The organism is Microcoleus sp. PH2017_08_TRC_O_A (assembly GCF_020738665.1).
GTDB lineage: Bacteria > Cyanobacteriota > Cyanobacteriia > Cyanobacteriales > Microcoleaceae > Microcoleus.
This window is the reverse complement of the sequence record NZ_JAEQCE010000012.1, coordinates 42,819-60,807: the sequence shown is the minus strand read 5'-3', so window position 1 is coordinate 60,807 and position 17,989 is coordinate 42,819. Positions and strand designations below refer to the sequence as shown.

General features: G+C 48.0%; 16 protein-coding genes and 1 tRNA gene. 9 read left to right on the top strand and 8 right to left on the bottom strand.

The window, feature by feature from the left end; translation table 11 throughout:
* The first annotated feature begins 63 nt into the window (after positions 1 to 63).
* Both JGK22_RS05095 and JGK22_RS05090 read left to right on the top strand, forming a co-directional pair.
* Positions 64 to 2,847: a GAF domain-containing protein gene (locus tag JGK22_RS05095; protein WP_293312462.1), complete on the top strand. Its 2,784-nt coding sequence runs from the start codon at positions 64 to 66 to the stop codon at positions 2,845 to 2,847.
* 101 nt (positions 2,848 to 2,948) lie between these two features.
* Positions 2,949 to 3,020: transfer RNA gene (locus JGK22_RS05090), tRNA-Gln, on the top strand.
* Between the two features lie 171 nt (positions 3,021 to 3,191).
* Here JGK22_RS05090 and JGK22_RS05085 read toward each other — a convergent pair.
* A complete protein-coding gene (locus JGK22_RS05085; protein ID WP_293205218.1) occupies positions 3,192 to 4,241 on the bottom strand; it encodes a serine hydrolase in 1,050 nt (349 codons plus the stop codon).
* Between JGK22_RS05085 and JGK22_RS05080 the strand changes: the two genes are divergently transcribed.
* Entirely contained in the window at positions 4,201 to 4,887 is a 687-nt protein-coding gene (locus tag JGK22_RS05080) for a hypothetical protein (RefSeq protein WP_293312460.1), read from the top strand. The genes JGK22_RS05085 and JGK22_RS05080 overlap by 41 nt on opposite strands.
* Positions 4,888 to 5,105: 218 nt before the next feature.
* Positions 5,106 to 6,221 (top strand): N-acetylmuramoyl-L-alanine amidase-like domain-containing protein, encoded by a 1,116-nt coding sequence (locus JGK22_RS05075; RefSeq protein ID WP_293181596.1) that lies wholly within the window; start codon positions 5,106 to 5,108, stop codon positions 6,219 to 6,221.
* 76 nt (positions 6,222 to 6,297) lie between these two features.
* Here JGK22_RS05075 and JGK22_RS05070 read toward each other — a convergent pair whose 3' ends face one another.
* The 3 genes from JGK22_RS05070 to JGK22_RS05060 all read right to left on the bottom strand — a co-directional run bounded on the left by JGK22_RS05070 (position 6,298) and on the right by JGK22_RS05060 (position 8,739).
* Positions 6,298 to 6,714 carry a DUF2809 domain-containing protein gene (locus tag JGK22_RS05070; RefSeq protein WP_293181593.1) on the bottom strand — a complete coding sequence of 139 codons (417 nt, stop codon included), beginning with the start codon at positions 6,712 to 6,714 and terminating at the stop codon, positions 6,298 to 6,300.
* Between the two features lie 134 nt (positions 6,715 to 6,848).
* A complete protein-coding gene (locus JGK22_RS05065) occupies positions 6,849 to 8,189 on the bottom strand; it encodes a D-alanyl-D-alanine carboxypeptidase (RefSeq protein WP_293181588.1) in 1,341 nt (446 codons plus the stop codon).
* A 205-nt stretch (positions 8,190 to 8,394) separates the two neighbouring features.
* A complete protein-coding gene (locus JGK22_RS05060; protein ID WP_293181586.1) occupies positions 8,395 to 8,739 on the bottom strand; it encodes a ribbon-helix-helix domain-containing protein in 345 nt (114 codons plus the stop codon).
* A 571-nt stretch (positions 8,740 to 9,310) separates the two neighbouring features.
* Between JGK22_RS05060 and JGK22_RS05055 the strand changes: the two genes are divergently transcribed.
* Entirely contained in the window at positions 9,311 to 9,826 is a 516-nt protein-coding gene (locus JGK22_RS05055) for an HNH endonuclease (protein ID WP_293190189.1), read from the top strand.
* Positions 9,827 to 9,916: 90 nt separating this feature from the next.
* Here the strand turns inward: JGK22_RS05055 and JGK22_RS05050 are convergent, their stop codons facing one another.
* Positions 9,917 to 10,042, bottom strand: coding sequence for a hypothetical protein (locus JGK22_RS05050; protein WP_293190187.1), 126 nt, complete (start codon positions 10,040 to 10,042; stop codon positions 9,917 to 9,919).
* Between the two features lie 22 nt (positions 10,043 to 10,064).
* Here JGK22_RS05050 and JGK22_RS05045 point away from each other — a divergent pair, with 22 nt between their 5' ends.
* Positions 10,065 to 10,463, top strand: coding sequence for an alr0857 family protein (locus JGK22_RS05045; RefSeq protein ID WP_293181580.1), 399 nt, complete (start codon positions 10,065 to 10,067; stop codon positions 10,461 to 10,463).
* Between the two features lie 162 nt (positions 10,464 to 10,625).
* Here the strand turns inward: JGK22_RS05045 and JGK22_RS05040 are convergent, their stop codons facing one another.
* Together JGK22_RS05040 and JGK22_RS05035 are read right to left on the bottom strand one after the other, a co-directional pair.
* Positions 10,626 to 12,629 carry a ShlB/FhaC/HecB family hemolysin secretion/activation protein gene (locus tag JGK22_RS05040; RefSeq protein WP_293190185.1) on the bottom strand — a complete coding sequence of 668 codons (2,004 nt, stop codon included), beginning with the start codon at positions 12,627 to 12,629 and terminating at the stop codon, positions 10,626 to 10,628.
* Positions 12,630 to 13,100: 471 nt separating this feature from the next.
* Positions 13,101 to 13,964 carry a DUF928 domain-containing protein gene (locus JGK22_RS05035; protein ID WP_293181574.1) on the bottom strand — a complete coding sequence of 288 codons (864 nt, stop codon included), beginning with the start codon at positions 13,962 to 13,964 and terminating at the stop codon, positions 13,101 to 13,103.
* 230 nt (positions 13,965 to 14,194) lie between these two features.
* Here JGK22_RS05035 and JGK22_RS05030 point away from each other — a divergent pair, with 230 nt between their 5' ends.
* From JGK22_RS05030 to JGK22_RS05020, 3 genes are all read left to right on the top strand, one after another.
* Complete coding sequence (locus tag JGK22_RS05030) at positions 14,195 to 14,344, top strand: hypothetical protein (RefSeq protein ID WP_293181571.1); 150 nt, start codon at positions 14,195 to 14,197, stop codon at positions 14,342 to 14,344.
* A 47-nt stretch (positions 14,345 to 14,391) separates the two neighbouring features.
* A complete protein-coding gene (locus JGK22_RS05025) occupies positions 14,392 to 16,077 on the top strand; it encodes a transglutaminase domain-containing protein (protein ID WP_293181568.1) in 1,686 nt (561 codons plus the stop codon).
* A 436-nt stretch (positions 16,078 to 16,513) separates the two neighbouring features.
* Positions 16,514 to 16,651 carry a hypothetical protein gene (locus JGK22_RS05020; protein WP_293147539.1) on the top strand — a complete coding sequence of 46 codons (138 nt, stop codon included), beginning with the start codon at positions 16,514 to 16,516 and terminating at the stop codon, positions 16,649 to 16,651.
* Between the two features lie 440 nt (positions 16,652 to 17,091).
* Here JGK22_RS05020 and JGK22_RS05015 read toward each other — a convergent pair whose 3' ends face one another.
* Complete coding sequence (locus tag JGK22_RS05015) at positions 17,092 to 17,982, bottom strand: alpha/beta fold hydrolase (protein WP_293181566.1); 891 nt, start codon at positions 17,980 to 17,982, stop codon at positions 17,092 to 17,094.
* Between the last annotated feature and the right edge of the window lie 7 nt (positions 17,983 to 17,989).

Here is a 17,989-nt window from a genome sequence, read left to right as displayed (position 1 = left end):
TCGTTTTTCTCCTCGGCCAGTATTGATTAGGGCGGTTGCCAGCAACTAGATGGGCACTTATACATGATGAAAGCACCCTTGCCTCTTGGTAAAACAGTGTTCGATCTCGATCGCACCGACTTGTATCAACTTCTGGGTTCCGATCCAGAGGCTTGCTTTGACGATTTGGTAGGCTTGGCCGCCAGGATGAGCGGAACTCCTATTGCTTTTTTGAGTTTGATTGATGCCTCCGGCCACTGGTTGAAGTCGCAGCTAGGTATCGATCGAACTTTGGCACACCGTTACCTGAATTTTTGCGATCGCTGCTATATCGACCAAACTCCCGCACAGTTGGGCGCGAGTTCCAACTCTAACTCGGAATTTGACCGGGACATTCCCCTACAAAAACCTGCGGTTGCGGCGGCAGATGCGATCGCACCCTTTGCAAATTCCTGCAATAAACCGCCTGCCATCATTGTCCGAGACGCTTCCACAGACGTGCGATTTGCCCAGCATCCGCTAATTGTTTCTTACCCCTTCATCAAATTTTACGCTAGCATCCCAGTCGTCACCTCAGATGGGCAGATGCTGGGCGCGATCTGTGTCATGGATTCCGTACCTAAAGGCTTGACAAAAAATACGATTGATGGTATTGAGATTTTAACTCGGCAAGTTGCGAGTTTGGTGGAGCTGCGGTGGCAATTAGTCAAAGCCAAGAAAGAGGTGGCAGAGGTAGAAGATATCGCTTCACAGGGCCAGCAAATCTCGGAGTTAGCTCGATCGAACCAGGAGTTTTTCTGGGCAGTACAGACTTCAGAGAAGGACACAAGAATATTCCCAACAAAAAAGCTGCCGGTGCTCGAAACAGGCAAATCTCAGGATTTGCGGGAAACTTCAGCGGGCATGAGGCGCGATCGCGATCCCAAACAAATTCCCGAAATAGTGACAGAGGGGCAATCAATGGCAGACTTGCTACAGGAGCGATCGCGCTTGGCAATGCTGCAAGCTAAAGTTGGTGCAGCTCTCGGACAAGGCGGGACAATACCGGCCACCCTCAACCGCTGCACCGACGCAATGGTAGACCATCTCGACGCCACAGCAGCCAGCATCTGGACGTTCAACCCGCAGATAGAGCGGTTAGAATTGCAGGCCGATTCAGGAGTCAGCAGCCAAGATTGGGAACGGCTAATAGAAGATTGGCTGCGAGAAGAAACGGGAAAACTCGAAACGGCTCCTCTGTGCTTGCTGTCGAACCCGTCCCTCTGCGCCATTGCCTATCCCCTGATTGTGGAGGAACGACTGGTGGGAGTGATGGCTGTATGCAGCAGCGCTGCTGCCACGGAGGGGGCGCTAGAAGTTCTGGGGTGGATGGCTAATGCCATTGGCGTGGCGATCGATCGTGTCAAGGCCCGAGAAGAATTGTTGAGCCGCCGGGAAAGTCTGCTGTTTGGCCTCGCCAGTCAGATGCGGAATTCTCTAGACCTCGACAAAATTTTAGATACGGCTGTTAATGAAATTCACAGCTTGTTGCAGGTTGACCAGTGCTACTTTTTGTGGTATTCAGTATCGCGGCAGGGGCAGCCGAGTTTTGCGATTACCCACGAGGCGGCAAATCCTGAACTCACAGATCTGCTCGCAGAATATCCGATCGCACAAGTAACGCTACTAGCCGAGAAAATTCGCGATCGCCAAACGCTCCGCATCGGCGACGCTGCCACAGCAGCCTGCATAGATTCCGCCACGCGAGCTTTTTTAAGGAGTGTCGGGATTGTTTCTAAGCTGCTGCTACCGCTCAAGACTCACTCCGGTCAAATGGGGGCGATAGTTTGCAATCATTACAGCAGCCGTTCCTGGGCGGCAAGCGAGGTAGAATTGCTGCAAGCGGTGGTGGATCAACTGGCGATCGCGATCGACCAAGCCGAACTTTACGCCCAAACTCGGGCGGCAGCCTTAGCAGCTCAAACTCAAGCCCGACAACTGACTGAAACTTTGCAGAGTTTGCAGCAAAAAGAAGCTCAGCTCATTCAAAACGAAAAAATGTCCTCTCTCGGTCAAATGGTTGCCGGCGTCGCCCACGAAATTAACAATCCGGTTAATTTTATTTACGGCAACTTGACTTATTGCGAGCAGTACATGAAAGATCTGCTGGATTTGCTGCGCTTGTATCAAAAGCACTACCCCGAACCTTGCGAGGAAATTCTCGACAAAAGCGAAGAAATCGATGTGGATTTCGTAGTGCCAGATTTGCTGAAAATTCTTTCTTCGATGGAGATGGGAGCCGAACGCATCCGGCAAATTGTCCTGTCCCTGCGGAACTTCGCGCGGCACGACGAAGCCGAGAAGAAGCCGGTGGACATTCACGAAGGGATTGACAGCACGCTGCTGATTTTGCACAGCCGCTTGAAGTCAAACGGGCCAATACCGGGAATTAAGGTAATTAAAGACTACGGCGACTTGCCGAAGGTAGAATGCTATCCCGGACAGCTCAACCAAGTATTTATGAATATTTTGGGAAATGCGATCGACTCCTTGGAAAATCAGCCCGCACCCAAGACGATCGAAATCTCGACGGCGGTGGTGTCCCAAGACTCGGATCGAGGTGAGTCACGAAAGTCGATCGGTAAACTTGTGGTGATTCGGATTCGCGACAGCGGGCCGGGATTGACCCAAAAAGCTAAATTGTGCTTGTTTGACCCTTTCTTTACCACTAAACCAGTGGGCAAAGGCACGGGACTCGGCTTGTCCATTAGCTACCAGATTGTGGTGGAAAAACACGGCGGCAGTTTGAAGTGTATCTCAGAACCCGGACAGGGAGCGGAGTTCTGGATTGAGATCCCGCTGTCTCGCCCCGCTGCTGTCAAAGAATAAACTGGCGGGCGATCGGTTTGGCAAACATTTTTTAAACTTTATTGTGAAAGTGCTTGACAGATTCTGGTGTTTGAGTGTTAATATGATAAAGGTTAAGACGTTGGGGCGTCGCCAAGTGGTAAGGCAGCTGGTTTTGGTCCAGCCATTCAGAGGTTCGAATCCTTTCGCCCCAGTTAAATAGTTTTTAATGTTTTCGATGAAAGGGCGGTTGAAACCGCATCTACACAGGCAAAACCCGCCTCCGCGGGTTGAAGAGTGGGTCGTTAAAATTACCTTATCCTCTCTTAGTCCACAGAGGCGGACATAGTTTGTATAGACGCGGTTTCAACCGTACATGCGCTCTGCTAATTGCTGGGCCCGCGAGCATTTAATCGATCGAATACGTATCGAGAAATTGCCGGAAATGCTGTTTCGTCCTTGGTATAAGCCACATCGTCTGCGAAAACGACCAAGATGTAAATCGCGCGATCGTCTAAAGTTCTGACAAAAGCCGCTTCGCTGCGGGATTTGGAAGTATAGCCAACTTTGGAACCAAAATAAATATTAGTTGGTAAAGACTCGCCGAGAAATCCTTTTATTGAGTTGCTAGGGTCATTTTTCCAGGCTTTAGGGTCTAAATCTCTCGTCAGCAAGTAAGCCATTTTGCGGCTGGCGAGACTAGAAACAGCTTGCCTAGTATAGATTTCATATATTAATCTGCCGGCTTGGTCAGTAGTTGCTTGATTGCGAATCGGCACAGAATCATCGCCCCGCAATTGCAAATCGCGACCGACTGGGCCTTCTTGCCTTAAATAGTATATGGGATAATTTTTGGTGCTTATACGAATATCATTGTAGCCTGCTGACTGGAAAAACGTGTTAATTTGCGTGCGCTTTTGCAGCCATGTTTGCAACTCTTCTCCTCCGAGCCGTCCGCCGGATTTTGTATCGGTGATTTTATCTAAAATCCTGCTAGCAGCATCGTTGTTGGAGATGCGAATCATTTGTTCTAAGTCGTTTTTAAATGCAGATTCTCTTTCCGTAATCATGCCTTTTTCTATAGCTGAGTAAAAGGCTGCCATCCAAAATAACTTGGCAACGCTAGCAGGAAATCTGAGAGTTTGATTTTGATATCCGGCGAAGGTGTGATTTTTGGGATTGCTGACATCAAACAAGCTAATTGATAGCTTATCTGCTGGTAATCCTTGGCTGGTGGCAATGTTCACAGCTTCATCAACAATCCCTTGCAATTCTTGAGAATAAACTGGATTGGGAGGTGTTTTGATGTTGTAGGTGAAGGTAGGATCGCTTTTACTATCGACTACATTTTGGGATGTTGGAATTGTCGGTGGCGAGATAGCTTCTTGAGACAATATGACGGGTGGCTCTGGGGCGCGGCGAGTTCTGAAGGGCATTGTTAGGAGCCAAAAAAACGCGATCGCCCCCGCAATTAAACACAAAATGTTGCGGTATTTGAGCCGAGACAATTTTGCCCTCAGTCGCCGGCGAGATGGCGCTGGACGATCGGTGATGAGGCGTCGGGGTTCAACTGGACGATCGCCGCTGATTTGCCGTCGAGGTTGGACTGGACGATCGCTAATTTGCCGTCGTGGCTCAACTGGACGATCGCTGATTTGCCGTCGTGGCGCGACTGGACGATCGCTAATTTGGCGTCGGGGCGCGACTGGACGATCTGTGATGACGCGTCGGGGCGCGACTGTACGATCGGTGATGAGGCGTTGGAGCCAGATTGAGATTTGGAGCCAGATTGGGCGTTGGAGCAAGATGAGGCGTTGGAGCCAGATTGAGATTTGGAGCCAGATGAGTCGTTGGAGCGAGATGAGGCGTTGGAGCCAGATTGGACGATCGCCGATCGGGCGTCGGGATTGGATAGGACGTTGGGGTTTGACTGGGCGATCGCTGCTTGCGCGTCGGGATTGGACTGGACGCTCGCTGCTGTGGCGTCTGGGTTGGATCGGACGTTGGGGTTCGATTGGGCGGCGTCGGCGGTCTACTTGCATTACAGTGTTGTGGTATCAAACTCGCAGGATCAGTTTATAATAGGGCGGTGTCTAATAGAATTTTAGATTTTAGATTTTAAATTTTAGATGTGGAATAACTGATTGTATAAGGGTTTGGAACTTGCCAACAGTTGCATTATTTTTTGAAACGGGTCTACACTTTCGTCAATTTAATCTACCTGCTAGGCTGATTAAGAGTTCGAGTAATCGTAAAGATTTCAGGATAGCACTGAGTTGAAGCAAAATCCTTGGGAAAACATGAGAAATTTTTGGAGTCTGGCTGTTTTGGGATTTGCGATCGCCTGGGTGAATAATTATTTGATACCTGATGTTTGGGCATTGCAGTCTCAACCTGCTGTCGCTGTTGTCGATCGACAAACAGAAGCACGCGGCCCGGATGTAGTGGCTGAGTCGATCGCAGACAGCGAAAATCGGGAACCCAAAAATAAGCAAAGTGTTTCTAGTTTGCTCAGTCTGTTTCGGGACTTGAACAACTTACCTGAAATTCCGTATTCCCAATGGCTAGAAGTGCTGGCGAGACGACCAGACTCAGAGAATACTGCGACAGAAACCGCTATACTACCCGAAGACATAGCACGTTTTGAAAAGATTGTACAGTATGCCAAACAGGAAAATTTGCCCGATCGCCCGATCGGACAAATCATCCAGGCGATCGGCGATAACTTCCAAGGATTGCCCTACGTCGAGGGTTTGCTGGACAAATCCGGCGAAGAAAAGTTGATCGTAACGTTGAATAAATTTGATTGCGTTTTGTTTGTAGAGACGGTTTTGGCTATTTCCCGAGGCGTAGCAGTAAAAGATTACGAATATCAAAATTTTGTAAATCGCATAGAAGAACAACGGTATTTAAACGGTAAAATGAACGGCTATTGCAGCCGGCTGCACTATTTTTCAGAATGGATTAAAGACAATCAAAAACGGCAAACCGTAGAAAACATTACCGCTCAATTGGGCGGAGTGCCGATGAATAAAACACTAAATTTCATGAGCCAGCACCGCAGCAGTTACCCGCAAATGGTAAAAGATGAAGCAACTTATCAGTGCATAGTCAGCCAAGAAGCAGAATTAGCCAAAACTACGGTTAATTACATCCCGACAAATCGGATCAAAAGTGTTTATTCCCAGTTAAAGCCTGGGGATATTGTGGCGGTAGCCACGGATGTTAAAGGATTGGATGTCACCCACACAGGTTTTGTGTACAGGAATGCAGACGGGAATCTCGGCTTAATTCACGCTTCGCCGGCTGGGGCTGTGACAGTTGCTTACGACTTGCAGAGATATATTAGCAGAGTCGAAAGTGCGATCGGCATTGTAGTTGCTAGAGCAAAAACACCTAATCCAATTCGTTCGTAGTGAGGACTTCAGTCCGCATTCATGAAGGACTGAAGTCCTCACTACAAACCATATCGAAGTTTGACAAAAAAGCAAATCATCTAAATTTCCGCTTCAGCCCTACCACCAAAACCCACCCCAAAGTACATCCCAAAATATAGCCAATAAAATCCTCCCACGAAAAGCCACTACCCAGAAACAAACGCCCAAATAATGTAGCGCGAATAGCTTGCAAAAAAGGAGGTTTCCACAGTTGGCTAAATTCAATGAGACAGTTAAAAATGAAAACTCCCCAGGCAATTTTAGTCGGAGAAACTTGGGGAAACATGAAAACAATTAGCAGAATCAAGAAAATTTGGTAGAGAAAATCACCAAAATAATCATTAAAAAACTCTCGCCCCGGCCCCGAATAGAATTCGCTGCTTAAACCGACAATCAAAATAGGGATGATAGTCAATAAAAGAGCAACTCGATAGTTAAAAAAGGGATGCGCGCGATTAAAAGGTGGTGCCATTTTAGGTATTAGTAGTAGGGTGCGTCAGTTGGCACGATTTTAGATACCCATTGAAAATCTCTGTGCTGACGCACCGTGGCAACTATTGGCTATTCGCCAAGAATCAAACATAATATTATTCATCAAATCTGGTGTTATTGAACAAGTTCGCTGCGAGATACCTTACTACTTCTAGCAGGATTTGGCGTTAATTCCGGTGGCGAAACTTGAACGCTTCCCCATTCAGTCAAAAAGCTTTTCAACAAAACCTCTTGCTGAGTGCGAAATGCCTCGACATTTGCCCCTCGATTCATAATCACAAACCACACGGTTTCTTGTTTTTGAGTGGGTAGCGCTCCGCCCAAAGCGCTAACATTATCCAATGTGCCAGATTTGACTACTGCTAACTTTGGCAGCGCCCGTTCTGACAAGATTCCTTTATCTTTGCCAACTACAGTTAAGACATCAGCAACTGTCATGCTGTAAGGTTGCAGGTAGCGTTCTAAAGCTATAAATAACCCGCACGCAGCCCTAGGAGAAATGCGATTGTCGTCGCTCAATCCGGAACCGTTGACGAGTTGAATTTCTGCGGGAGGAACTCCAGTTGCTGCTGCTGCTTTTTGCGCGACTGTTTTGGCGCCACCAACAGTATCAGCTAGCATATCTGCCATGAGATTGTTGCTGTACTGATTCATTTTTTTGATAAGTTCGGCGAGGGGTAAAGAATAATGTTTGGCTAAGGGTACGGCGCTGGGACGTGCTGGCAAAACTTTGACAGTACCATCAATTACTATTTGGGGTTTCGGTGTATTGGGAGGAAGTGTTTGATACTGGGCTGCGGCTTCGCCCGGCCAGATTTCGCTGTTCAATGCTTGTTTGAGCAATTCTCCTGATTTGAGGGGATTTAATTCAAAGTTCATGTAAAATTTACCGACAATGATTAAAGTGCCAGTGACTCGCTTGATGCCTTTTTTATTTAAGATGTTACCGAGGGCGATCGCCTCTTCCCACACAAACAACGGATCTTCGCTGCCCTCAATCACTAAATCGCCTTTTAATACACCGTCTTTGATGGTGCCGTTGGTACTAATTTCGGTGATAAATTGATGTTCCGGCCCGAATTGTTGCAGCGCTACCAGAGATGTTGCTACTTTGGTAATGGAAGCGGCTGACAGAGGAACTGTACCTTGATGATTGGCGAGTAATGTATTGCCCGATTGCATCCAGATGCCTTGGTCTTCTTTGGCAGAACCTTGGGCCGTCAATGCGTTGAGATATTGCTGGATTTTGGTATTTGTGGCGGTTTCGGGATTGTTGAGAGAAACTGTTAACGGCTGATTGGGTTTAACTGGCGGCGGGGAAGATTCGGCTACAGGAGAGGGAGTTGCAAGTTGGGGTGATTCGGTAGCGGCGCATCCGGCGATCATTGTGAGAAGGGCGATCGAGCTTACAGCACTCAAGTAGCGGTTTTTCAGCATTACCTTAATCTTTTCCATCAAATTTACCATCATCTTTCGGCATACCCGATGGAAAGTTTAGCATTAGTCCGCGCGTCTTCCTTCTGGGATCTTTCTTCGCGAACTTAGCGTCTTCTTGCTTTCTTTAAATATAGATATCTTGGAAATGCTTCGGGATTTGATCTTCAGCGCCTGGGGTTCTCACCCCAGGCCGATCGCAATCGCAAATTCTCGGTAAACTGGTTTATCCAGCCATACTGCCCATACTCCCCATACTCAGGGGCACCATTTCGCCGTGCATCGTCAGGCCTAATAACATCGGCTCATTAACTCGAATCAACTCTCCTGTAAGGGCGCAGCGTTCCTCCTGCTGTGCTGTGGCGTTAATGCTGGCTCGAATATCCGATCGACAAAACATCTGACGATACTCTCCAGACTTCTGCTGGACGTAATTCCAGAGCAAATCTCGAATCAAAGCTTGATAGCCTTGATTGCCAGCGAGCTCTTTGAGTCTCTCCTTGAGCTCTCTTTCCAATCGAATGCTGGTGACTTCCATTTCGGTGGTTGAGGTTCTAGGTAGGGTATGCATAATTTTTCTCCGTGACGGGTGGACATATCTGTAATATCAGTGTAGTATGTTTAAAGCTAGATTTAAAGGTCTCAGATCACTTTCTGCCTACTGTGAAATTTTTCCCCACCTACTCTACTTATCAACTCAAGTGCGATCGCCCCAGGGGTCGCGCTGAGTCCTCACGGCAAGTCTTTATGACAGGTTTGCTAACCCCTACAGCGACCTCGTGGGCTGGGACAAGCCCAATTAAACCCGGTTATAGTGGATTAGGACTAATTTCAGAAATTAATTACAACGAGGTAGACCGGGACGGTCTGGGAGTGGCACGGCCACACCATAAAGATAGGCGAAGCGGGAGGTACAGCTAACGACTGTACCAACATAAGATGAAAATTTGCATGAAAGCAGTTTTTCTAGCCCCCGCTTCACTCGTAAGAGAAGCGGGGGCATTTGATTGGAGATTGGAGCAATTTGGCAAGGCTTGGGGAACTCGCAAAAACTAGATGTAGCCAATGCTGGGAAGCATTCCAAATCTAAAATCTCAAATCTAAAATCTCAAATCTAAAATCCAAATGAGGAGGAGCAAGCCGTGACCGTAGTAACTGATGTATTGAGGCAATCTGTTGTGGTATTTTCTCAAAATTACCTACCGATGAGCCGTGTCAACATCAAACGGGCGATCGTACTTTTGGTAACAGGCAAGGCTGAACCTCTGGATTTTAGCATCGGCAATGGCTATCTAGTGCGATCGCCCAGCACCAGCATCCACGTACCCGAACAAATCCGCTTAACTTTTGGCAACAGGGAGCGTGTTTGGAAAGTACCACCGGTCAATCGCCGGGAAGTGTTGCGCCGAGATGCCCATGCTTGCCAATACTGTGGCAACAACAGGCATTTGACGCTGGATCACGTGATGCCTCGATCGAAGGGCGGGTCGCATACTTGGGACAACGTAGTGACGGCTTGCGAACGGTGCAACTCTCGTAAGGGCGATCGAACTCCCATAGAAGCTGGAATGTCTCTGCGAACCAAGCCGAAGGCTCCCATTCACCCCACTGTTGCTTTTGCCGAAATGTTTTGGCACGAATACCAAATTGGGGAATAGGGAATGGGGCATGGGGAATGGGGCATGGGGAATAGGGCATGGGGCATGGGGCATGGGTAATAGTTAGTGGTTTTTCTAATAACCAATTCCCTATTTGACCAATTCCCTATTTGACCAATTCCCAATTCCCAATTCCCAATTCCCAATTCCCAATTCCCGATTCCCAATTCCCGATTCCCAATGCCCAATTCCCAATTCCCAATTTTCAATTTTCAATTCCAAATTTAAGGCTGTCAATATGCTGAAGTTGACTTACACTGAAACGGGCTTTAACCTAGAGCGTTTGGCTCAATCTCCCGAACAGTTAGTGGCGCTGCGAGTTGTGCTGGCTATGCGAGTTGGTCAAAGCATCAGCGTCGAACCGAGCACTGCGGCATTTTTGCTGCCCGCGAATTTGCCGGCGCTTTCTCTGTTGGAATCTGAGGCCCGCCGAGATGATACCGATTCGATCGCTCTTTGTGTTGCTGATGCTGATTTTGTCGAAGTGACCCTGCGCGGTACGTGGATTGGAGGGGCATCTGAAGGCGCTGATGGGGTGTTTGCGACGGTTTTGAGCGATCGGGCGGAGCGGTTGTTGCTCGGACTCTGGCTCGAAACTCAGGCTGCTGCCGAGGTTGTCGGGGAAGTCGGCGATTAAGATCCGATCGAGAAAGTTCGGCAGGGAGCATCTCGGCGCCAGCTTTGATAGCAGTGCGAGCGTCCCCGCTCGCGAGTGATAAAATACGCGAGCGGGGACGCTCGCACTGCTGTAAAAAAAATGCTTTTTGCAATCAGATGCTTTCTCCATCCCCCACTCTCGTTAAGGCGTGTAAATGATGTTGAAGTAAATGCCATTATCTTGCAGGTTGTTGCCTTTATCGGTAATTCTCACCAAAGGAAAAGCATAATCTACACGCAAGTTCACCCGCCGTATCGGTTCCCAGATTACCCCCAAACCCATACCTGCTAAAAATGTCTGATTGGTTAATTTATTAGGATTATTGGGAGCGTTCCACACCGTACCCGCATCCAAAAAAGGAGCTAATTGAAGTTTGGGATTTCCCGAAGCATCCCGCTGCAAAGTAATCCGATCCTCGATCGACAGTCGGAAGCCGTTATCGCCAGAACGCACATTTTGGCGGTAGCCGCGCAGAGATTGCCCGCCGCCAATTACAAATTGCTGCGAAGGTAACAAACTATTAGCAGAAAGTTGTAAGTCTGACTGCAAAATTAATAAATGTTTATCATTTAATCGCTGTACTCGCTGCACTTGACCCAGCCAACTCAAAAATTGTCCGTCAGGGACAGAACCTTCATTTTGAGTAGCATCAAACAAGCTTGTGCCGATCGTAAATTGCGATCGCAAAGCCCAAGCACCCTGGGGATCCCGCCGAATGTAGTCCTGTCCCAGCTTGATCGCAGTGGTAGTCGTGACACCATTGGAGTCAGGGCCCGAGCCAAATGGAGTCGGTACACCGGCGACAAAAGTTCTGCCTTTCTGATAAGTAAGACCGGCAGATAAGGCAAATTCTTCGATCGGCGTTCTCCGCAGCGGCTGGCGGTAACTAACTTCAAATAAATGCGATTTTCCCGAAATGTCAAAAGCATCAAAAGGTTCTTGTACTATACTGTTGCGGTTCGGCGCTGCCCTCAATTGCAACGTGCCGTTCATCGCATTTAGCGGCAAGCGATAGCTGAAATCGAAGACATCTGAATCGCCGAGCGATCGATAATAAGCACCCGCAAGTTCATCGCCATTTCCTGTGAGATTGCGGTGCCGCAAACTAACACCCAATCTTTCAGAACCGACGCTGGGAGGCGAATAATTGTCAATGCTGAAACTAGATTGAAATGGATTAGCTTCCGTAACTCTGACGATCAGAATGCTCTCTCCTTCATTATCCCCAGCCCGCAGGCTGGCTTCTACATTGTCAAATAAAGGATCGACTCGCAGCAGCCGGAGTTGGTTTTCTAATGAAGCTGTACTTAAAGGCATTCGGGCACCGAGTCGAATCCGGCTGCGGATGTAACTTGGATGCAATCTTTTAGCTCCTTCTACCTCAATTCGAGTCAGCTTGCCTTCGATAACTTGAATTTTGACTACCCCTGCGGTGATAGTTTGGGGCGGCAAGACGGCTCTCGAAGTGATGTAGCCACGATTGAGGTAAATTTCGGTAATTTTGTCGGCGATTTGTTTGAGCTGTTCTAGCGTGGTAGAACGGCCCTCTAACGGCTTGACTAAGGCATTAATTTCGTCTTGGCTTAAAATTGTGCTGCCAACTACCTGAATTTTCTGCACCTGAATTACCTGATTCGGTAGCGGCAGGGGAACTGGGGACGGGCGCTCCGGTGCAACTGGTTGCGGTATTTGAGGAGGTTCTGGGGAAGGCTGCGGGGCCGGTTGCAAAAATCGATCGCGATTTGGATCTGGCTGAGTCGGTGGCGGGGGCAGGTTTGGAGGGGTATTTTGTGGGTTTTGGGCTAAAACATTGCTATGTAGCTGGTTAGGGAATATCGGTTCGCTGTTAACTAGATTTTGTGCTTCGGGTTCCGGGTGGGCATCACAACCAGTTTCATTAATTGTGGAACAGCGATCGGCCTGGTTGTCAAGAGGGTTGTTTTCGGCAAAATCCGGCAGTTGATTGAAGTTAGTTGCAGTTTCATCCTGCTTGATTTCGAGTTTTTGCAGTGCTAATACTCCGTTGGCCGGATCTGCTAAGTTGTCAGCGGCGGCGGGCAACTGAGAAATATCGTCCGTTTGGGATATAGCTTGATGGGCATCAAAGCAAGCAATGGGGAGCGCAGTTAGAAGTGAAATCCCCAACCGAAATATTGCAATATTTGCTCTCGGGCGCATAATTAATATTTTTGTAAAATAATTTTGCTTGCTGCTTGACTATGCAAGTTTACCATTTAGTATTGGGCGCAATTTGAACATAAAATTTTCAATAGTCCGGCTTTCCAGAGACAAGGGGACTGGGAGCATCTCAATTTTGCTATCGAAGTCGATCGATCTTTTAGATTTTAGATTTTAGATTTTAGATTTGGGGGATTGGGGGATTTAGTCGCGAGGATCGGGACTCTAGTAGCATCTGAAGTGCAGTCGCTTCAATAAAAATGCCCAGTTGCAACCTCCCAGATCCTCCTAGCGAATCCTTATGCTGGTCAGCGCAAAAATTTTAATTTATTGAGGACGATCGACCAAAAAACCCGAGACAGGCAAAAATCATCTGTGGCGCTGCCAAATACCGCGCGCGATCGCCACGGGTTTTTGGTACTTGCTGCACAAGTCGAATTATTTTTTGGCGATGGGTGTTAACTGACTGGGGATTAATGGTTCTCGGGCAATTTTGCCGAGTTCGACTGCACTCAACACTTCTGACCACTCGAACGCTAAACTGGCATCGCTGGGAGACTCCACGCGCAATTGAGCTAGAGCTGCCAGGTACTCGTACCAGAGACCTTGTTTGCCGAAGATGCTCAGCTTGGCGCGACCCTCGGGCGATCGATCCAACTCTGTTTTCAAGGTTGGGGCCACTGCGATGCGGTTTATCCACCCCGAAACGAGAACCTCATCTCTATAGTTTTTTGGGTTGCATTTGATAGTAAAGTACCATTGATAGTTTTTGCCAACTTCCAGGGCTGGCGAGTTGCCGTCGGAGCCGAGGTTGATGCTAACGATACCAGGACGGCTCGTTACCATCCGAAAACTTTTTTTGTATACCGTTTTGTCGCTTTCGTCTGCTAACTCAAACTGAACTGTTTTGTCGATGGCTACGGGAAGGTAGTAGAAAAATGTCGGCTTTGCTGATATTGTTTGCCCCATAGTTGATTGGGGAATCAAGGCAGTTAAGGCATTTGTGGCAGTGCATTCTAAGCCGCGGGTTCCTCCCCCTTCCCGTCTTCCGGGTACTCCCTGCTCCGGCGGTTGAAAGTTATTCCACGTGCCTCCCAATTGCTGGTTGTTCGGTCTGCTTCCAGTTAGTTCCGGGGGTTGAACTGTTTGCCAGTTGAGTGGTAGCTGCGGTTGTGAGGGGCGGCGGACATTGTTACCGGGGCTGTTGAGAGCAAGAGCTGGTATTAAACTACCAACGGCAACTCCCTCTAGAGACAGAATTAAGGAAAGAGCACCGATGTTTAGAGCAGACTTCCAAGCCATGACGAACCTGCCTTCTAATGAACCTAGGAACTTAAACACACGATTTTATTCTACCCAAGGTTTTGACGGATCTAGTAATCTGTTGTACTTAATTTATATCTTCCAACAGATACGATTAGTTTGGCCCTTCTGAGCAAGATGGAATTCTGTGTCGCGTTTTTCAGTGGTAGCTTGGTAGTTATACTTACTTGCCTGCACGACAGCAGGTTGGGTTGAGCTTGTCAAAGCCAATGTTCAGAAAGACTAATATTCCGGTTTTTTTACTGCGATCGCAGGCTAAAAAGCGTCTTTTCGTAAAAAAACCGGTTGATGCGTCAGTTCAGGATATCAGGAACCTCGGCAATTTTGCTGATGAGCCTAAAGCGATCGGCTACAAGTGAGCAAATTAAGTTTTCTGTACAATACAATAGCGGCAAAAAAATTTAGCATGAATCTCGATTCACCTGTTCTCTCGGACAAACAGCCTTCGGGGCTGCGGATGGTAAGACCGATCGGGGTCTACGCGCTGCACGGCATTACTTTTTTAGGAAATAGGTTATTCGCGGTCGATCGCACCGAAGGGCTACTATTGGAGATCGATCGAGAAACTGACAACACTACTGTTTTGAATCCTCATCAAACGGCTAAGTTTGCAGGCGCAACCGGGCTGGCGATTTGGGAAGATACTCTCTGGTTTTCGCGAGATGAGGATATTTGTTGCTGTCCGGGCGCAATTCGGGATGGGGCAATCGCTGAACTCAAACCCGAACATTTTGTTTCCCTTTCTTATCCCGCTGACGGGATTGCAGTTTGGAAATCTACGCTGTATGTGACTTGCCAGAGATTGGGCTATATTCTGGTTTTTGATGTAAAAACTGGTCGGGAAATTACTCGGTTTTATGCTCCCGGTATTGGCATAGAAAATATCACTGTCCGGGATGAGGAACTCTGGGTTTGCGACAAGACTGAGCAAACTGTTTACTGTTTGGAACGGGCAACTGGGGAGATTAAATTTAGCGTTTTGACTCCCTTTGAATGGCCTTCGGGTTTGGCTTTTCACAAAGATTCCCAGACGGGCGAAGAGGTTCTGTATGTGGCTTATGCCGGGGATGAACTTTATATTCGGGACGATCCGAATTCGGAAGATCCTTTTCAGTTGACGAAGCGCGATCGCACTTTTGTTCACCCTTTATCTTTTCACTACAATGAAGCCGAACGCTTCGCTCTGTCAAATGGTTTTTTGATGGAAATGTCCTATGTGGAGGAACTTTCTCCCCTGGATGAGGTAGAAATCGATAATTTGGAGTGGCGGATTGCTTTACCTTCGGACACTCACCGACAAAAGGTCAGGAAAATTACGCCGATTGGGATGCCTTTTACTGAGGAAATTCAGGAAGGGGAACGGGTGGCGGTGTTTAAGTTCGATCGCCTCCAGAAGGGGGAACGGCGAGTTTTTGGCTGGAAGGCGTTGTTAGAAGTGCGATCGATTAAGTATCAGTTGTCACCTCGGAATGTAGAAAAGATACCGCAACTATCGCCGGAGTTTGCAGCGAAGTATTTGGTGGACAATGATAATTTGGCGATGGATACGGAGATTGTGCGATCGGCTGCGGTGGCCTCCATTGGCACAGAAACTAATATTCTGAGGAAGTTACTGAGCATTCGCAATTTTGTTTACGACCAACTTTCTTACGGGATTAGACCTCACATTGACACTCCCGATATTGTACTGCGTCGCGGCGTCGGTTCTTGCGGCGAGTATGTGGGGTTGTTGTTGGCTTTGGCAAGGTTGAACGGAATTGCTTGTCGCACAATTGGGCGTTATAAGTGTCCGGCTTTTGCTGACAGAAAAGGTTTGCCGCTGGAACCCGATTTCAATCACGTTTGGCTGGAGTTTTACATTCCAGGTTTTGGCTGGGTGCCGATGGAATCTAATCCTGATGACATTCAAGACAGAGGCCCTTATCCTTTGCGGTTTTTTATGGGTTTAGCTTGGTATCACGTGGAAATTGGCAAGGGAATTCGCTTCCAAAGTCTCACCAGCGGGGGTCTGCCTTTGAAGAAGGAGGATGTTTCCGTGGGAAGTCTGGCCATTAATCATGTCCGGTTTACAATTTTGGAAGAGTTGTTTTAAGGAAGAGTTGACTGTTGACTGTTGACTGTTGACTGTTGACTGTTGGCAGTTGGCAGTTGATAGTTGACAGAGGGAAGACTCGGAGTATCTCACTTTTGTAAAAAAGCAATTTCTTTACAGTGCGAGCGTCCCCGCTCGCGAGTGTTAGATAGATCGTAGATCGCGAGTTCTTGAAGTGGTCGCACTATAAAATCAAAACTGAGATGCTTCCGGGAAGACTTTTCTCATCTCCCCCTCTCGGACTCTCCAAGTCTCCCTCTCACCCAATTCAAAACACGTCCGGTACAATAACCGTTATCAGGTTTGTAGTGAGGACTTTAGTCCGCAGAGTTTGATGAAGATTTCCATTCCTTGCTACAAACTAATTTTATTGGGGTTGTGCGATCGCACATAATCTCAAGTCTAAATCTCAAGTATAAGGCAAGCAGGAGGGGTTGTGGAATTTTCGATTGCTAATTTGCTGGTTTTGGTAGCCTTTGTGCTGTTGCTGACAGTGACTGGCGGGGTCGCTTATTTGACAGCAGTTGAATGGCGCGATCGCAGGCGCTTAGATAACGCCAAGCGTAAAAAATAGTCGCTATTTGCTGTTGACAAATTGCATTTTTCATGATAGTAAACAAGGCAACCCAAATAGGTCGCCTTTAGAGGTTTGTAGTGAGGACTTTAGTCCGCAGAAATTGATGCGGACTGAAGTCCTCACTACAAACCTATTTGATTTAGTAGGATTCACGGGCGGGACACCCGCGCCACAATCAACACACTTGAAGTCATTGGTTATTGGTTGTTGGTTGTTGGTTGTTGGTTATTGGTTATTGGTTATTGGTTGTGCATTTAAATTGTATCTTTAGGGCGGGCAAGATGCCCGCCCCACAAAAGTTTAACTTTATTCGGACGTGCAATTTAAATGCCTCGGAGCTGATTTGTCCTATGTTTCTTGTTAGTTGTTCGTTCTAATAACCAATAACCAGTAACTCATGCCCTATGCCCTATGCCCTATGCCCCATGCCCTATGCCCTAGTCAATTATCCACGCGCGAATCAGTTCGTTTACCTCTTCTGGTACTTCATCGTGGGGACAGTGACCGGCTTTGATAAAGTGTTCTGTCAACTGCGGATAATGTTCGCGGAATTTGGCGCTTCTGTTGGTAGAATTCATCCACGGATCGCCCTCTCCCCACAGCATTAGCAGCGGGCAATTTAATTGACTCAACAATACGTCGATTTTTTCACCTTGGGGTGTTCGGAAGACGGAGGCGAATACTTTGGGTGCACCCCGATCGCACGAGGGTTGGTAAATTTCTTCTACTAATTGGTCTGTGACGGCGCTTTGGTCGAGATAAACTTTTTGTAGGGTTTTCCGAATTGTCGATCGCCCTCGCACGTATTGGAACAGCAGAAAACTTGCCCAATCTTGCTGGAATAAGGTTTTAGCTACGGTAGATATGGCTTTTTGCAAGGGCGGGGCTTCGGGTGCGGGCTGAGGTTCGCTGAAGGGGCCGGCGCTGTTGATTAAGATGAGTCCGGTGGCTGATTCGGGACGCTGGGCTGCTACGCACAAGGCGGCGTAGCCTCCGAGGGAGTTGCCGGCTAGTACGGCGGGCCGGCCGATGACGTTGGTGATGAAGTCGTGGAGTTGGTCGCGCCAGAGCTCGCCGCTGTACTGGATTTCGGGTTTTGCCGATCGCCCGAATCCGATCAGGTCGATCGCCCACACTTCAAATTCTTTGCTCAGCCCGCTGATATTTTTGCGCCAGTGGTCTGTGGATGCTCCAAAACCGTGAATTAACAGCAGGGGAGGGCGTTCGAGATGTCGATCGCTCGACCGCACATAGTATACTGAATGGCCCCGCCATTGCCAGTATGTGCCTGGAATGGGGGTTGCAGTGATGGCTGGGGTTGTTTGCATAATGTAA

What these genes read in the sequence shown, in the direction of transcription:
- JGK22_RS05095 (WP_293312462.1), top strand. Translation starts at nt 64, where the DNA reads ATGATGAAAGCACCCTTGCCTCTTGGTAAAACAGTGTTCGATCTCGAT.
- JGK22_RS05080 (WP_293312460.1), top strand. Translation starts at nt 4,201, where the DNA reads ATGACGGGTGGCTCTGGGGCGCGGCGAGTTCTGAAGGGCATTGTTAGG.
- JGK22_RS05085 (WP_293205218.1), bottom strand. Translation starts at nt 4,241, where the DNA reads ATGCCCTTCAGAACTCGCCGCGCCCCAGAGCCACCCGTCATATTGTCT.
- JGK22_RS05075 (WP_293181596.1), top strand. Translation starts at nt 5,106, where the DNA reads ATGAGAAATTTTTGGAGTCTGGCTGTTTTGGGATTTGCGATCGCCTGG.
- JGK22_RS05070 (WP_293181593.1), bottom strand. Translation starts at nt 6,714, where the DNA reads ATGGCACCACCTTTTAATCGCGCGCATCCCTTTTTTAACTATCGAGTT.
- JGK22_RS05065 (WP_293181588.1), bottom strand. Translation starts at nt 8,189, where the DNA reads ATGGAAAAGATTAAGGTAATGCTGAAAAACCGCTACTTGAGTGCTGTA.
- JGK22_RS05060 (WP_293181586.1), bottom strand. Translation starts at nt 8,739, where the DNA reads ATGCATACCCTACCTAGAACCTCAACCACCGAAATGGAAGTCACCAGC.
- JGK22_RS05045 (WP_293181580.1), top strand. Translation starts at nt 10,065, where the DNA reads ATGCTGAAGTTGACTTACACTGAAACGGGCTTTAACCTAGAGCGTTTG.
- JGK22_RS05035 (WP_293181574.1), bottom strand. Translation starts at nt 13,964, where the DNA reads ATGGCTTGGAAGTCTGCTCTAAACATCGGTGCTCTTTCCTTAATTCTG.
- JGK22_RS05030 (WP_293181571.1), top strand. Translation starts at nt 14,195, where the DNA reads ATGTTCAGAAAGACTAATATTCCGGTTTTTTTACTGCGATCGCAGGCT.
- JGK22_RS05025 (WP_293181568.1), top strand. Translation starts at nt 14,392, where the DNA reads ATGAATCTCGATTCACCTGTTCTCTCGGACAAACAGCCTTCGGGGCTG.
- JGK22_RS05015 (WP_293181566.1), bottom strand. Translation starts at nt 17,982, where the DNA reads ATGCAAACAACCCCAGCCATCACTGCAACCCCCATTCCAGGCACATAC.